The sequence below is a fragment of the Mesonia sp. K4-1 genome (assembly GCF_008017825.1).
In the GTDB taxonomy this organism is placed as follows: domain Bacteria; phylum Bacteroidota; class Bacteroidia; order Flavobacteriales; family Flavobacteriaceae; genus Mesonia.
On the sequence record NZ_VRLS01000093.1, the window covers coordinates 1 to 14,110 of the forward strand.

Annotated in this window: 15 protein-coding genes; 10 read left to right on the top strand and 5 right to left on the bottom strand. The window is 33.1% G+C overall.

Going from position 1 to position 14,110, the window contains the following annotated elements; translation table 11 throughout:
* Positions 1-220 precede the first annotated feature (220 nt).
* Together FT986_RS14410 and FT986_RS14415 are read left to right on the top strand one after the other, a co-directional pair.
* On the top strand, positions 221-1,360 hold the full coding sequence (locus FT986_RS14410) for a DegT/DnrJ/EryC1/StrS aminotransferase family protein (RefSeq protein ID WP_147865669.1): 1,140 nt from the start codon (positions 221-223) through the stop codon (positions 1,358-1,360).
* Between the two features lies 1 nt (position 1,361).
* A complete protein-coding gene (locus FT986_RS14415) occupies positions 1,362-1,913 on the top strand; it encodes a nitroreductase (RefSeq protein WP_147865670.1) in 552 nt (183 codons plus the stop codon).
* An 11-nt stretch (positions 1,914-1,924) separates the two neighbouring features.
* Here FT986_RS14415 and FT986_RS14420 read toward each other — a convergent pair whose 3' ends face one another.
* Both FT986_RS14420 and FT986_RS14425 read right to left on the bottom strand, forming a co-directional pair.
* Positions 1,925-2,698 (bottom strand): 2-keto-4-pentenoate hydratase, encoded by a 774-nt coding sequence (locus tag FT986_RS14420; protein WP_147865671.1) that lies wholly within the window; start codon positions 2,696-2,698, stop codon positions 1,925-1,927.
* Between the two features lies 1 nt (position 2,699).
* A complete protein-coding gene (locus tag FT986_RS14425; protein WP_147865672.1) occupies positions 2,700-3,203 on the bottom strand; it encodes a DUF456 domain-containing protein in 504 nt (167 codons plus the stop codon).
* A gap of 134 nt (positions 3,204-3,337) precedes the next feature.
* Between FT986_RS14425 and FT986_RS14430 the strand changes: the two genes are divergently transcribed.
* The 4 genes from FT986_RS14430 to FT986_RS14445 all read left to right on the top strand — a co-directional run bounded on the left by FT986_RS14430 (position 3,338) and on the right by FT986_RS14445 (position 6,903).
* Positions 3,338-3,697 carry a BlaI/MecI/CopY family transcriptional regulator gene (locus FT986_RS14430; protein ID WP_111541928.1) on the top strand — a complete coding sequence of 120 codons (360 nt, stop codon included), beginning with the start codon at positions 3,338-3,340 and terminating at the stop codon, positions 3,695-3,697.
* 1 nt (position 3,698) lies between these two features.
* A complete protein-coding gene (locus FT986_RS14435; protein ID WP_147865673.1) occupies positions 3,699-5,216 on the top strand; it encodes a M56 family metallopeptidase in 1,518 nt (505 codons plus the stop codon).
* Positions 5,217-6,374, top strand: a complete 1,158-nt coding sequence (locus FT986_RS14440) for a lipopolysaccharide assembly protein LapB (RefSeq protein ID WP_147865674.1) — start codon at positions 5,217-5,219, stop codon at positions 6,372-6,374.
* Between the two features lie 106 nt (positions 6,375-6,480).
* Positions 6,481-6,903, top strand: coding sequence for a hypothetical protein (locus tag FT986_RS14445; protein ID WP_187248647.1), 423 nt, complete (start codon positions 6,481-6,483; stop codon positions 6,901-6,903).
* Between the two features lie 4 nt (positions 6,904-6,907).
* Here the strand turns inward: FT986_RS14445 and FT986_RS14450 are convergent, their stop codons facing one another.
* Positions 6,908-7,789, bottom strand: coding sequence for a hypothetical protein (locus FT986_RS14450; protein ID WP_147865676.1), 882 nt, complete (start codon positions 7,787-7,789; stop codon positions 6,908-6,910).
* 60 nt (positions 7,790-7,849) lie between these two features.
* Entirely contained in the window at positions 7,850-9,001 is a 1,152-nt protein-coding gene (locus FT986_RS14455) for a glycosyltransferase (protein ID WP_147865677.1), read from the bottom strand.
* Between the two features lie 90 nt (positions 9,002-9,091).
* Between FT986_RS14455 and ruvC the strand changes: the two genes are divergently transcribed.
* From ruvC to FT986_RS14470, 3 genes are all read left to right on the top strand, one after another.
* A complete protein-coding gene (ruvC, locus tag FT986_RS14460; RefSeq protein ID WP_147865678.1) occupies positions 9,092-9,649 on the top strand; it encodes a crossover junction endodeoxyribonuclease RuvC in 558 nt (185 codons plus the stop codon).
* An 81-nt stretch (positions 9,650-9,730) separates the two neighbouring features.
* Complete coding sequence (locus tag FT986_RS14465) at positions 9,731-10,285, top strand: ferritin (protein WP_147865679.1); 555 nt, start codon at positions 9,731-9,733, stop codon at positions 10,283-10,285.
* A gap of 20 nt (positions 10,286-10,305) precedes the next feature.
* Entirely contained in the window at positions 10,306-10,857 is a 552-nt protein-coding gene (locus tag FT986_RS14470) for a glutathione peroxidase (RefSeq protein WP_147865680.1), read from the top strand.
* A gap of 65 nt (positions 10,858-10,922) precedes the next feature.
* Here the strand turns inward: FT986_RS14470 and FT986_RS14475 are convergent, their stop codons facing one another.
* Entirely contained in the window at positions 10,923-12,947 is a 2,025-nt protein-coding gene (locus FT986_RS14475) for a M3 family metallopeptidase (protein WP_147865681.1), read from the bottom strand.
* Positions 12,948-13,109: 162 nt separating this feature from the next.
* Here FT986_RS14475 and FT986_RS14480 point away from each other — a divergent pair, with 162 nt between their 5' ends.
* The gene (locus FT986_RS14480; protein WP_147865682.1) at positions 13,110-14,069 is read left to right on the top strand and encodes a lipid A deacylase LpxR family protein; all 960 of its coding nucleotides are present in this window, start codon (positions 13,110-13,112) and stop codon (positions 14,067-14,069) included.
* Positions 14,070-14,110 lie beyond the last annotated feature (41 nt).

Below are 14,110 nucleotides of genomic sequence, written 5' to 3' on the forward strand. Positions count from 1 at the left end.
CAGAGAAGTTAAGCCCGTTAGCGCAGATGGTACTGCTAATTGTGGGAGAGTATGTCGCCGCCTTTTTTACTTACCAATTGGTAAGTTTATAAACCCTTCACTTGATACAAGTGGAGGGTTTTTTTTTACCCCTTTTTTAAAGTCAATTAAATCTTATTCTTATGATTTATTCTAAAAGAAATAGAATAAATTTACTCTTCAGATCTATAATACCTCAATAATGAATTTATCTAAAATTTGGTTGTCTTCTCCGCATATGGGCGGAAACGAAATTAAATATATCAATACCGCTTTTGATGAAAATTGGATTGCACCTTTAGGACCTAATGTAAATGGTTTTGAACAAGATTTAAAAGATTTTATAGGAAATGGTAAAGAAGTAGCAGCATTAAGTAGTGGAACTGCAGCAATTCATTTAGCATTAATTCAATTAGGTGTTGGTTTAGGAGATGAAGTACTCTGCCAATCTTTTACGTTTTCCGCTTCAGCGAATCCAATTACTTATCAAGGCGCGAAACCCGTATTTATTGATAGTGAAAAACAGACCTGGAATATGTGTCCTAAAGCTTTAAAAGAAGGGATAGAGGCTAGAATTAAACATGGAAAGAAACCGAAAGCTATTATTGTGGTCCATTTATACGGAATGCCTGCTTTAATGGATGAAATTATGGAGCTTTCCACACAATATAATATTCCAGTAATTGAAGATGCTGCAGAAGCGTTAGGGTCTACATATAAAAATCAAAAATGTGGAACTTTCTCTAACTTTGGTATTTTATCTTTTAACGGAAATAAAATAATTACCACAAGTGGAGGAGGAGCATTGGTTTGTTCTTCCGAGGAAACAAAGAAAAAAGCAGTGTTTTATGCCACTCAGTCTAGAGATGACGCTCCTCACTATCAACATAGTCATATTGGTTATAATTATAGGTTGAGTAATATTTCAGCGGGGATAGGTAGAGGTCAAATGGAGGTTCTTGAAGAACACATCGAATTGCGTAGAAAAATGCATTTCTTTTATAAAGATCTATTTGCTTCAATTGAAGGAATTCAAGTTTTCGAAGAACCTAATGCTGATTTCTATTCGAATCATTGGTTAAGTGCTATTACTGTAAATCCAGAATTGACAAATGGAATTAATCGAGAAGATTTAAGGTTGGCTTTTGAAAAAGAAAATATAGAAAGTAGGCCTTTATGGAAACCTATGCATATGCAGCCTATTTTTAAAGACTGTCCTTATTATGGAGGAAATGTAGCTAAGTCTCTATTTAATGAAGGTTTATGTTTGCCTTCTGGATCAAATTTAACTGATGAAGACCGAAATAGAATTTCTAATGTAATCAAAAAGATATTTAATTAGGATGATTTTAAAAACTATAAAGGAAAGAAGATCTGTTTTTCCTGCACAATATACTTCTGATAAAGTAACTACGGAACAAATTAATCAGCTTTTAGAAGCTGCCAATTGGGCTCCTAGTCATCGCAAAACTGAACCTTGGCGTTTCTATGTCATAACTGATGATAAACTAAGTGAGTTAGGTGATTTTTTAGCAAAGGCTTACAAAGAAAGTGCCGAGGCATTTTCTGAGTTTAAATTTGAAAAAATTAAATCTAAACCAGCTCAAGCAAGTCATGTGATCGTGATTTGTATGCATCGAGATGAAAAAGAAAGAGTTCCTGAATGGGAAGAAATAGCCGCAACCGCCATGGCGGTTCAAAATATGTGGTTAATGACAACTGAATTGGGTTTAGGTGGGTACTGGAGTTCACCATCCTTAATAGAACAGATGCCTAAATTTCTTCCTATGACAAAAGAAGAAAAGTGTTTAGGCTTTTTTTATGTAGGAAATTTTGAAGGAGAAACTCCAAAAGGAGATCGTCAACCTATAGATGATAAAGTAACTTGGTTATAAAATTTATTGATTTAATGCACTAGAAAATCAATATCTCCCAAGCCTTCAATGCTTGCTTTAACCTTATCGGAAGGATTTAAGTTTACCATGGGGCCCAATGCTCCAGAAAGGATAATTTCTCCTTTTTTTAGCGGATTGCCTAAATCATTCATTTTATTGGCTAACCAAACTACCGAATTTAAGGGATTGCCCATGCAAGAAGTCCCATCTCCTTCAGATACCAATTGATCGTTTACAAAGAGCTGCATTTTATTATTCTCTAAATCAATTTCTTGAACGTTGGCTTTTTTAGTTCCTAATATAAAATGACTCGACGAGGCGTTATCTGCAATGGTATCTGTTATTTTAATGTTCCAATCTTTAATTCTACTCCCTACAATTTCTATGGCAGACGTGATGTAATCTGTCGCCAAAATCACATCTTCAGTAGTGATATTCTTACCTTTTAAATCTTCTTTTAAAATAAAAGCAATTTCAGCTTCAGCTTTGGGTTGCATCAATTCCGCGAAAGCGAGATTTTCACCTTGTTGAAATTGCATATGCTGAAGCAAAACTCCAAAATCGGGTTGATCTACTCCTAACTGTTCTTGTACTTTAAAAGAAGTAAGTCCAATTTTTTTACCAATCTCAATTCCGCCTTTAGCTATTTTCTGATCTACATTTATTTTCTGGATTTTATAGGCAGACTCCAAATCGAGTTCTTTTAAATGGCTACGAATGGGAGCGCAAGCTTTTTGAGTAATTTCGGCTTGTAATAAAATGGCTGCAATTTCCTGATGTGTCATATTAAAAAAAGGATTGGAAGTTTTTAATGAAAATTGTAATAAATATCCCCAAATATACGCAGGCAGTAAAGAAACTGACAAAGGTAGAGGCTAAAAATCCTAAAAAAGATCCTGTAGCTGCTCGAAATGCTTTTTGAGTATTGCTTTGTTTATTAAAAATAATTTCGCCTAGAAATGCACCTAGAAACGGAGCAATAAGAAAACCGAATGGTATAGGAGCGAAAATACCTACAACAAGCCCCACAGTGGTGCCAATAGCTGCGGCTTTACTTCCGCCAAATCTTTCGGTTCCTGCAGCAGGAATTACATAATCTAAGACGATGATTAAAATAGCAATTATTAAAGTTATCGTTAACAAGACATAATTAATTTCAACTACAGAGGTAAGGTAGATCATCAAAATACCTAACCAACTTAATGAAATACCGGGTAAAGCAGGAAGAAAAGTTCCTACGATTCCTACTACACATAAAATAAATCCAAGAAGAAGTAAAATTAAATCCATGATTAAATTTTCAACTAATAAATTAGTTTAAACTAAAAATTTAGTTATATTTGAATATTCATTATAATTTGAATGAATCAGAAAGGTATATTTTTTACTGAATTAAAAATAACTTTTTAAGAAAAAACTGCTATATGAAAGAATTGACAAAAGCTGAAGAAGAGGTAATGCAACAACTATGGAAATTAGAAGAAGCGAATGTGGCATCTATTATAGAGGAGATGCCAAAACCAAAACCCGCTTATAACACAGTTTCTACGATTGTAAGAATTTTAGAGAGTAAAGGATTTGTGGGTTATAAAAAAGTTGGGAGAGGACATCATTATTTTCCGTTGGTTAAAAAGGATAGTTACAGTAAATTTTCTATGACCAAGCTTATGAATAATTATTTTGATGGCTCTATGAAGAGTATGCTTTCCTTTTTTGTAAAGAAAAATGATATGAGCACCGCAGAACTGGAGGAGATTTTAAAAGAAATTAATAAAAAACAATAAGATGGGATTATATATAGTACAATTCAGTTTATTCTTAGCAGTCTTTTATGTGGCTTACCTATTGTTTTTAAAAAAGGAAACTTTTTTTGACTACAATCGCCTCTATTTACTATTAACGCCGTGTTTAGCCTTGCTGTTGCCATTCATAACCTTAGATTTTTTAAGACCAAAAGACTCAACAGGGACAGCATATATTAATTTACCACCCGTTTTATTAGGTGATTTTGCGGTCGCAGCCGAAGAAACTCAAGCCGTGACCCATAATTTAGAAGCCATTAAGTGGACCCAAATATTATGGCAAAATGGTTTTTTAATTCTTTACGGAATTGGTTTTAGCATCGCTTTCTTACTTCTGATAAAAAAATGGAATCAGTTTAGAAAATTTAAGCAAAGTGGAATTCAAAAACAACAAGACGGTATTTTTTATAGCGAAATACAAAACAGCAGAATTGCTTGTACCTTCTACAATCAAATATTTATAGGTAGTGAAATTAAGGAAAAGGAAAGGCAACATATTTTGCAGCACGAATGGGTTCACGTAACGCAAAATCATAGTCTTGATTTATTCTACTTCGAAATTTTAAAACTCTTGTTTTGGTTTCATCCTGCGGTATTTGCTTACCAAAAACAGATAACAAGTCTGCATGAATTTATAGCCGACGAATACGTCACCCAGAATACATCAAAAATTAATTACTACCAAAGTCTACTTAATGTAGCTTTTGGGACTCATCAAATATCATTCATCAATCAATTTTTTAATCATTCATTAATCAAAAAACGAATCGTTATGTTACAAAAATCAAAATCAGCTGCTCAAGCAAAGCTAAAGTATTTAATTGTTTTGCCACTAATGGTAGCCATGCTCACTTATGTGTCATGTTCAGAAAATGAAGAAACCGTAGAAATCAATCAATCTGAGCTTCCAGCCCCACCGCCACCGCCAGCTCCTCCTACAGAATTGCTTTTACCTGATGAGACAGAGAATTATGGAGTCATCGAAGTGGAAGATATTAATAATTTGACTGATGATGAAAATCGCAGATTTAGAGAATTATCAAAAAAAATAATTGAAGACAAAGTGATGCATAAATTGGTCATTACAGATGGAGAAAATAAAAAAGTTTATGATTTGGATAAGAAGAGTTCTATAGAAATTGATGGAGTTTCTTTTTCATCTATTGAAACCGTTCCTGCTTATCCAGGTTGTGATCAAATTAGCAATAATGAAACTATAAAGGATTGTACTAGTAGTTTAATAAGTCAATTTGTAAATTCAAACTTTAATACCAAAGCGGTAGAAAGTTTTGCAAAAAAAGGTTCAAATAGAATTTATGTTAAATTTACGATTGGTAAAACTGGAGATATCGAAGATATAAAAGCAAGAGCGGCAAGTCCAGAATTAGCGGAAGAAGCTAAAAGAGTGGTTGCTCAATTACCAAAAATGCAACCAGGAATGCAAGATGGTAAAGCAGTCAATGTTTTATATAGTTTACCTATTATATTCAAAATTGACTAGATGTTAAGAATACTGAGTTTATTTATTTTAATAGCAATTTTTCAGCGGGTCGAAGCACAAACTTCGACCCTTGCTTTAGCCGATAGTTTATATAGCGTGGGCGATTATCAAAAAGCGATTCAAGTCTATGAGGCGCAAGGAAATATTTCGGCCAATGTGTATCAAAAAATAGCATCGGCTCAAAACGCTAGGGGGAATTTAAATGCAGCACTTGTAGCTTATCAAAAAGCGATTCAGCAAAATTCTAATTTAGTGGTTGCAAAAGCTAATTATGGTAAATTGTTGAGGCGGACCTTTCAGTATCAAAAAGCAGATAGCGTTTACACGGATTTGATTCAGCAATATCCTCAAAACCCAGATTTTTATTATCAATTGGGATTAATAAAACAAAATTTAAAAGACCCAGAAGCTTACCTATATTTTGAAAGAAGTTTAAAGCACGATGTCTTTCATCAACACGCTTTGTATCAATTAGCTTCTTATTACTACAGTCAAAAAGATTTCAAAAAAGCCGAAAAACTTACGCTAAGAGGTTTAAAGAATAATCCTAGGAATATAAAAATGCAATTGCTTTCAGCTCTAAATGCCTATACCCAGCGTAATTATTCTTCCGCTTTAAAGCGTTATGAAAAAGTAATTAATTTGGGATATACATCTGAAAATGTATTTGAAAAACTAGGTATGTGCTATTACCAAGAGGGTTTTATTAATCCTGCCATCGAAGCTTATTTAAGTGCTTTAAAATTGAATTCAGAAAACGCGACCGCTCATTTATATGTGGGAAAGTTATATTTACATAGAGAGGATTTAGCCGAAGCAGAGAAACATTTACTGATGGCTTTGCTTTTAAGTAAACCCAAACTAGATGAGTCCTATCAATCTTTAGGTTTAACTTATAAGGGTAAAGAAGATTACAAAAAAGCGATGTATTACTTTAATCTAGCTTTAGAAGAAGAGCCCAATAAAATGAGAAGTCAGTTTGAGCTGGCGATAGCAGCCGATAATTATTATGCCGATTTAAATACGCGCCTTTCTTATTATGAATTATTTGTAAAAAAATTTAAGAACCATAGTGGAGTTCAATCCTTTGTAGAATTAGCAAATAGAAGAATTAAGGATTTAAAAGAAGAGCAACATCTATCTAAAAAAGTAGATTAAGAATTTTAACATCTACTCTTTGTTTTTTAGCTGATTTACTTACATTTACCCTATGTATAAGATTACGTGGGTATTTTTATTTTTTTCTCTTTTAGGTTGCCAACAAATGGAAACTAAGAAGGTTTTTTCTGATGAAATTGCAGCAGAAGAACTAAAGCACATTAATTGGAATGATGTGGAAACTTATCCTAGTTTTCCTGAATGTGAAAAGTGTGACGAAAAAGCAAAACAAAAACGTTGTTTTGAGCAAAGACTTACTCAAATCATTTATGAAAATTTAGAAACACATCAAGTTGTTTTGCAAGATAGTCTCCATGAAAAGGTAATGGTGGTGATAGGAGTTTCAGCTAAAGGAGAGGTAAAAATAGACTCTTTAAAAGCTTCTGAACATTTGAGAGAGCAATTACCAGAATTTGAGAATTGGTTAGAAAAAGCAGTAACCAATTTACCTAAAACTTATCCCGCTCAAAAACGAGGAATTCCTGTAAATACAAGTTTTCAGTTACCGTTAACTATTCAGTCTGAGTAAAAAATTACATTTTAAATTTATAACCTAAAGTAAAATCTATAGGGAATTCTCCATTAGTATCTTCAGCAAGAGAAACTACATCGTTATAGCTAAAGGTTAAAAAACCATTTGGAGTAATCTTATATGCAACTCCAGCTCCAAAACTTATAGGAAAATTTAGTTCACTATCTTTCCTATTAATTTCTTCGTTATTTAAATAATCTTCAGGATCTATGATAATATAATTTTCATTGTAAAAATTGAGATTGATAAATTCCGTGACAACGTAAAAATGGAAATCACTTAAATTAATAATTTTAAAACGGTAATTAAGTGAAATCTGCGCTTCAGAATATTTATATTCTTCCGATTCAAAAACATACCTAAACTGAACAAAAGCTGAATGTCTTTTTAAGGTTTCGTCACTGTAAATTTCCCATTCTGCTCCAAGAAGAGGAGCTGTTTCATTTCCAGGATTTGTGGTGTATACTAAATTGGTTATTCCGCCAAAAAAGCCCAAACGCGAGTTGACGCTAATTTGTTTTCTAGGATCTTGAAAATCTTTATCTTTTAAACTATTGTATGTAATAATAAATTCTTGCAAGCTCGATAACGTAAGATTTACGCGCTTTGTAGAAATATTTTCATCGTCGGTAAAGCTTTCTAAGGTAGTTTTGTATTGCTCGGCATATTTACCATCTACCTTTGTGTTGGTGAGCTCTTCTAAACTTTCATTTCTAGAAATAAAATAGCGATACTCACCATCAATAATATTGTACAATAAATCGAGCTCTCCATCTACCGTTTTTATAAGTGAATATTCTTTTCCTTGGTAAGAATAATTTTCTTGAGCGTTCGATAAGTTAAATAAAAATAAAGCTATTAAAAGAGTAAGAAATGGTTTCATATTGGGTAGTGTGTTTCTCAAATTTAGTAATAATTAGCTAAGTTAAGTTAGAATCATCTATTATTTTTTAAATGTTCTTTCTTTCCAAGAGTAGCTTTTAAACAATGATAAAATAGCTGTTACAGAGATAAATATAGGATAGATAAAAGGAACGTAGAGGTAATATTTTTTTAAAATAGATAATTTAAATAGGTCCGCTACTTTTATTAAAACAACAAAATCGATGATCATTTTGATGAATAAATATTCAAAAAAGAATAACAAATAAGCCGACTTAAAAATGCAAAGAACTCCCATTATTATCAAGCCCGCATTAGCTAAAAAGATCACTATTCCTATACTTTTGCTGTAAATGCTTTTGGAAGCGGTGGTTTTAGAAGCCCAGCGTAATCTCTGCAAAAACAACCCTTTCCAACTTTTTGTAGCATGGGTAAAGACCATCGCTTCCGCGGAAGCGACATATTGAATAATCTTTTTGTTTTCAATCATTTTTTCTAGCAAAAAAATATCATCTCCACTTGCTATATGGTGGTTTCCGGCAAAAGCATTTACATTAAAAAAAGTTTCTTTTTTATAACATAAATTGGCTCCGTTGCACAAAAATGGATGTTGCTGCCCAAACCCGCCTAAGGTTGCGGCTTGCAAACTCAAAAAGTCTAAACGTTGAAAATAATTAATGAAGTTTTTAGTAGAAAAATAACTTACGGGACCGGCTATAAAATCGGCTTGTTTTCCTTTTATTTTATTATTGAATCCCTGTAACCATTTTGGAGGTACTTCACAATCGGCATCGGTGGTAACTATATATTCTTTAGTACTTAATTTTATAGCCTGTAATAATGCTTCTTTTTTTGGTGAAGTGCTGTGAGGATTTTGAGCGTGAATAATTTGAGCATTTACATAAGGATGTGCTTCTAAAAAGCTTTTACAAATCGCTACCGAAGCATCTGAAGAGAAATCATTCACTAAAATAATTTCATATAGGTGTGTGGGATAATCTATACTTTTTAAGGAATGAAGTAAATTCTCTAAGTATAACTCTTCATTTCTAAAAGGAATACAAATACTAAAACTAGACGCAGCAGATAGAGATTTAATTCTTTTAAAATGTAGTTTTTTTATGCCTAAAAAAAGCCAAACCATAATAGAGATGTAAGCCAATAAGATGATAAGGGCAATAATTAGCATAGTGATGTAGTAAATGTGAGTCAAAAATAAGGTTTAAATACACAATACAAAGAAGTACTAAAAACAATTGTTTAGCTTTGTTAGAAGTTAGCATAATTAATTAGGAAAAAGACATTGAGTTTAAAAACAGAAAAAATTATTTTAGGAATAGATCCAGGAACCACCATTATGGGATTCGGACTTATAAAAGTGGTAGGTAAACAAATGGAGTTTTTACAGCTTAATGAGCTCATACTAAAAAAATACGATGATCATTACGTTAAACTGAAGCTTATTTTTGAGCGAACCATAGAGTTAATAGATACTTATTACCCCGATGAAATTGCCATTGAAGCTCCTTTCTTTGGAAAAAATGTGCAGTCGATGCTAAAACTAGGAAGAGCGCAAGGTGTAGCTATGGCTGCAGGATTAAGCAGAGATATACCTGTAACCGAATATTCTCCTAAAAAAATAAAAATGGCCATAACAGGGAGCGGAAATGCTAGTAAAGAACAGGTCGCTAGAATGCTTCAAAGTACTTTAAAACTAAAATCTTTACCCAAAAATTTAGATTCTACAGATGGTTTAGCTGCTGCGGTTTGTCACTTTTACAATCAAGGTAGAGTAGAAGTGGGAAAGAGCTATACGGGTTGGGAAGCCTTTGTAAAACAAAATCCTAAAAAGGTAAAATAAGATCAATTTTTGTTTGTTAAAAGTTTTTGAAGAGCAAGTCTTAAGGAGTTATGTTTTTATAAATTAGTAAAAAACTAAATAATGGAAACGAACAGACTATCAAAGAAAATAGAAAATATCCTAAATAAACAGTTAGAAAAAGAGGCGAATGCTTCTCAGGTTTACCTAGCGTATGGAGCTTGGGCAGATAGCGAAGGTTATGGCGGAGTAGCTAATTTCTTATTTAGACACTCTCAAGAAGAACGCGATCATATGACTAAAGTAATGGGATATATTATGGAACGTGGTGGCAGACCAAAAATTGGAGCAGTAAAAGCACCATCAGAAGATCCTAAAAATATTCAAGACTGTTTTGAAAAGATTTTTCAGCACGAAATTGATAATACCAGTGCTATTTATGAAATTGTTTCACTAGCTCAAGAGGAAAAGGATTGGGCCACTTGGAATTTTGGTCAGTGGTTTGTAAAAGAACAAATTGAGGAAGAAGCTATGGTGTTAGAAATTATGGATCAGTTGAAAATTGCAGGCGGAACTAAAGCAACTTCAGAATCATTATATTATTTCGATTCAAAAATTGGAGAAAAGGAGGATGAAGTAGAACTTGCAAGAGACTCTAATAGCAACAATCCTTTATAAGCTTTGAATATCTATTTAAAATGAATAAAATAATTTTTGGCTGTTTCTTTCTGTTTGGAATAATAGCTTTAGCTCAAAATACACAAGAAATGAGTAACACGATATATCAATTTAAGGTAGATGATATTGAAGGAAAAGAGTTTGATCTTGCTACATTAAAAGGTAAAAAAGTAATGTTGGTAAATACCGCAAGTAAATGCGGACTTACACCTCAATACGAACAATTAGAAGAAATTTATAAAGAATATAAGAATGATAACTTTATGGTGATAGGTTTTCCTGCGAACAATTTTGCTAGCCAAGAGTCAGGAAGCGATGAAGATATTGCGCAATTTTGTGAAAGAAACTACGGAGTAACTTTTCCTATGATGAGTAAAATTTCGGTAAAAGGGTATGATATGCATCCTTTATATCAGTTTTTAACTCAAAAATCTAAAAATGGATTGGAAGATTCTGAAGTACAATGGAATTTTCAAAAATACCTAATCAATGAAGAAGGGAAATTGGTAAAGGTAATTGATCCTAGAACTTTGCCCAATGATGACAGTATTCTTCAATGGATTAAAAGTTAATTCTATTTTCGCTTAAGCGGAATAAAAAAACCGATTAGTATGAAAACTAATCGGTTTTTTAGGTTTTAAATTAAACCTGCTCGTTTGAGCAAAGCTTCTGGGTTAGGTTCTTTTCCGCGAAAGCGTTTGTATAAAACCATAGGGTCTTCTGTTCCTCCTTGACTCAATACATGTTCTTTAAATTTGGTGGCGACTTCTTTATTAAAAATCCCTTCTTCTTTAAAGTAGGCAAAGGCATCTGCATCTAATACTTCTGCCCATTTGTAAGAATAATATCCTGCAGAATAACCGCCTTGGAAAATGTGAGAAAAAGAAGTGCTCATACAGTTTTCAGCCACATCGGGGAATAATTTTGTGTGTTCAAAAGCTTTAGATTCGTGTTCTTTTACATTTTTAACTGTAGAAAGATCGATCCCGTGCCAAGCCATATCTAACATCCCAAAACTGAGCTGTCTTAAAGTTTGCATTCCTTCTTGAAAGTTCGCCGATTTCTTTATTTTTTCAATTAATTCTTTCGGAATAATCTCTCCCGTCTCGTAGTGCTTTGCAAAAAGCGCCAAGGCTTCTGGCTCATAACACCAATTTTCTAAAACCTGACTAGGAAGTTCCACAAAATCCCAATATACCGAAGCTCCTGAAAGACTCGTATAGGTCGTGTCAGCTAACATTCCGTGTAAAGCGTGGCCAAATTCGTGGAACAAAGTGGTTACTTCATTAAATGTCAATAAAGCTGGTTTTTTTGAAATGGCTCTACTAAAGTTACATACATTCGAGATGTGCGGACGTATATTTTTGCCATCTTTCTTTTGTTGGTCGCGATAAACCGTCATCCAAGCACCTCCGCGTTTTCCTTCTCTAGGGTGAAAATCAGCGTAAAATAAAGCGACTTCCTCTCCTTTAGCATTTGTGACACGGTAAGTTTTAACTTCTTTGTGATACTTGTCTACGTTTTGAACTTCCTTAAATTGTAAATCGTAAAGTTTATTAGCAACTGTAAATACTCCATCGATTACATTTTCTAACTGAAAATAAGGCTTTAATTGTTCGTCATCTACATCAAATAATTTTTGCTTTAATTTTTCACTATAATAAGCGCTATCCCATTTTTCGAGATGATCTATATTGTCTAACTCCTGAGCGAAAGTTGTTAGTTCTTTAAATTCTTTTTCTGCTGCGGGTTTAGCTTTCTCTAAAAGTTCTTCTAAAAAATCGTTTACTTTTTCCGGTGTTTTCGCCATTCGCTCTTCTAACACAAAATCTGCATGGGTTTTATAACCTAATAAGTTGGCGCGTTGATGACGTAAATTAGCGATTTTTAAAACAATATCTTCGTTGTTAAATTTGTTGTCCTGAAATCCTTTAGCACCAAAAGCAATAGAAAGTTCTTTACGAAGTTCACGATCTTTTACATACTTCATAAAAGGAATATAACTTGGATACTGCAAGGTGAAAATAAAATCTTCTTTACCTTTATCTTTTGCCAATTGTGCAGCGGTTTCTTTTTCAGATTCTGGTAAACCTTCTAATTTGCTTTCGTCGGTCACTAACAGTTCATAATTGTTCGTTTCGGCTAAAACATGTTCTCCAAACGTGAGCGACAGCTTAGATAGTTCGGTATCTATTTCTCTTAATTTCTTTTTATCTTCTCCTTTTAGGTTAGCTCCATTTCGGCTAAAAGATTTGTAATGCTTTTCTAATAATCTATTTTCTTCCACCGAAAGGTTTAAGCTATCTTTTTGTTCATAAACTGCTTTTACGCGTTTAAACAACTCTTCATTTAATGTAAGATCATTGCTAAACTCACTTAACCAGGGAGATACTTCTTGTGCTATTTGCTGAATCTCATCATTGGTTTCTGCCGAATTCATATTAAAAAAGATGCTGGTAGCTCTACCCAAGGTTTCTCCACTATTTTCTAAAGCTTCAATGGTATTCTTAAAGGTAGGCGCTTCCGCGGAAGCGGTGATTGCATCAATTTCTGCATTAGCTAAAGCAATAGCTTCTTTTATCGCAGGTTGGTAGTGTTCGGTTTTTATTTTTGAAAATGGAGCCTCTTCAAAAGGCTGCAAAAGTGGATTATTTGGAGTCATAAATTATTTTCTTTAATTGAATGTAAAGGTACAAAGTAGGATATCAATCCTAAAAGTTAGGATAATAAAATGAAGTTAATTTAACTAATTTATTCATAATTAATGTGCTAGAATAATTATGATATTTAACAACTCTATGCTGTTGTTTTGCGTAAATAAAGTATGGTAAAAACATTTTTATTTTCGTTTATTATGGGGTTGGGTTTTTCAACTTACGCCCAAAAAATAGATCATACTTCTTCTTTTAGGGAGATAAAAAGCAGTTCGTATTTTAGATTTAATTATGATAATGATTATTTCGTTTCTGCGGATAAAAACTATACGCAAGGATATCAGTTAGAATTGGTGTTACCATTCTTAGAGAAAAATCCAGCCAATTTTCTTTTTTTACAACCGAAAAATAACGAATTGATTTATGGTTTGGCGTTAGAACATATTGGGTTTACGCCAGATGATTATGCAAGTAGAGAAATACAAGTTGGAGATCGCCCATTTGCAGCGGCTATTATGTTAAAAAGCTTTCTAGTGGCAAAAGATACGGTAAATTCTTCTCGTTTGGTCTCTGCTTTGAGTTTGGGAATTATAGGTCCGGGTGCTTTTGGCGGAGAAATGCAACAAAGTATTCATGAAGCAACGGGAAATAAAATACCTTATGGTTGGAGAAATCAAATTAAGAATGATCTGGTTTTAAATTACCAATTGGCTTATGAGAAGCAGCTTTTTAGGTATGCTGATTTTTTCTCTTTGCAGGGACAATCTGAAATCAATTTAGGAACCCTTTTTACCAATGCTTCTCTTGGTGCAAATGCCACGTTGGGAATTATTAATAACGGATTTTCTTCTGTAAAGAATAAAAATAAATTTGAAGTATATGCTTTTGCACAACCGCTTATAAAGTTCATTGGTTACGATGCGAGTCTGCAAGGAGGACTTTTTAATGATAGTAGCGTTTATAATATTTCTTCTAACGAGGTAAAGCGTTTAACAGGACAGTTTAATTTAGGACTTATTGTAAAAACCAAAACACTTTATTTTGAATATACCAGAACCACCACCACACCAGAGTTCGAAGGCGGTGATGTTGCAAATTGGGGCGGAATTAAAGTTGGATGTACGTTTTAAAATAAAAAAGCTTTCACATTAAAGGAAAGCTTTTTATTAGT

What these genes read in the sequence shown, in the direction of transcription:
- FT986_RS14440 (WP_147865674.1), top strand. Translation starts at nt 5,217, where the DNA reads ATGTTAAGAATACTGAGTTTATTTATTTTAATAGCAATTTTTCAGCGG.
- FT986_RS14415 (WP_147865670.1), top strand. Translation starts at nt 1,362, where the DNA reads ATGATTTTAAAAACTATAAAGGAAAGAAGATCTGTTTTTCCTGCACAA.
- FT986_RS14410 (WP_147865669.1), top strand. Translation starts at nt 221, where the DNA reads ATGAATTTATCTAAAATTTGGTTGTCTTCTCCGCATATGGGCGGAAAC.
- FT986_RS14420 (WP_147865671.1), bottom strand. Translation starts at nt 2,698, where the DNA reads ATGACACATCAGGAAATTGCAGCCATTTTATTACAAGCCGAAATTACT.
- FT986_RS14430 (WP_111541928.1), top strand. Translation starts at nt 3,338, where the DNA reads ATGAAAGAATTGACAAAAGCTGAAGAAGAGGTAATGCAACAACTATGG.
- FT986_RS14470 (WP_147865680.1), top strand. Translation starts at nt 10,306, where the DNA reads ATGAATAAAATAATTTTTGGCTGTTTCTTTCTGTTTGGAATAATAGCT.
- FT986_RS14465 (WP_147865679.1), top strand. Translation starts at nt 9,731, where the DNA reads ATGGAAACGAACAGACTATCAAAGAAAATAGAAAATATCCTAAATAAA.
- FT986_RS14450 (WP_147865676.1), bottom strand. Translation starts at nt 7,789, where the DNA reads ATGAAACCATTTCTTACTCTTTTAATAGCTTTATTTTTATTTAACTTA.
- FT986_RS14425 (WP_147865672.1), bottom strand. Translation starts at nt 3,203, where the DNA reads ATGGATTTAATTTTACTTCTTCTTGGATTTATTTTATGTGTAGTAGGA.
- FT986_RS14480 (WP_147865682.1), top strand. Translation starts at nt 13,110, where the DNA reads ATGGTAAAAACATTTTTATTTTCGTTTATTATGGGGTTGGGTTTTTCA.
- FT986_RS14475 (WP_147865681.1), bottom strand. Translation starts at nt 12,947, where the DNA reads ATGACTCCAAATAATCCACTTTTGCAGCCTTTTGAAGAGGCTCCATTT.
- FT986_RS14445 (WP_187248647.1), top strand. Translation starts at nt 6,481, where the DNA reads ATGGAAACTAAGAAGGTTTTTTCTGATGAAATTGCAGCAGAAGAACTA.
- FT986_RS14435 (WP_147865673.1), top strand. Translation starts at nt 3,699, where the DNA reads ATGGGATTATATATAGTACAATTCAGTTTATTCTTAGCAGTCTTTTAT.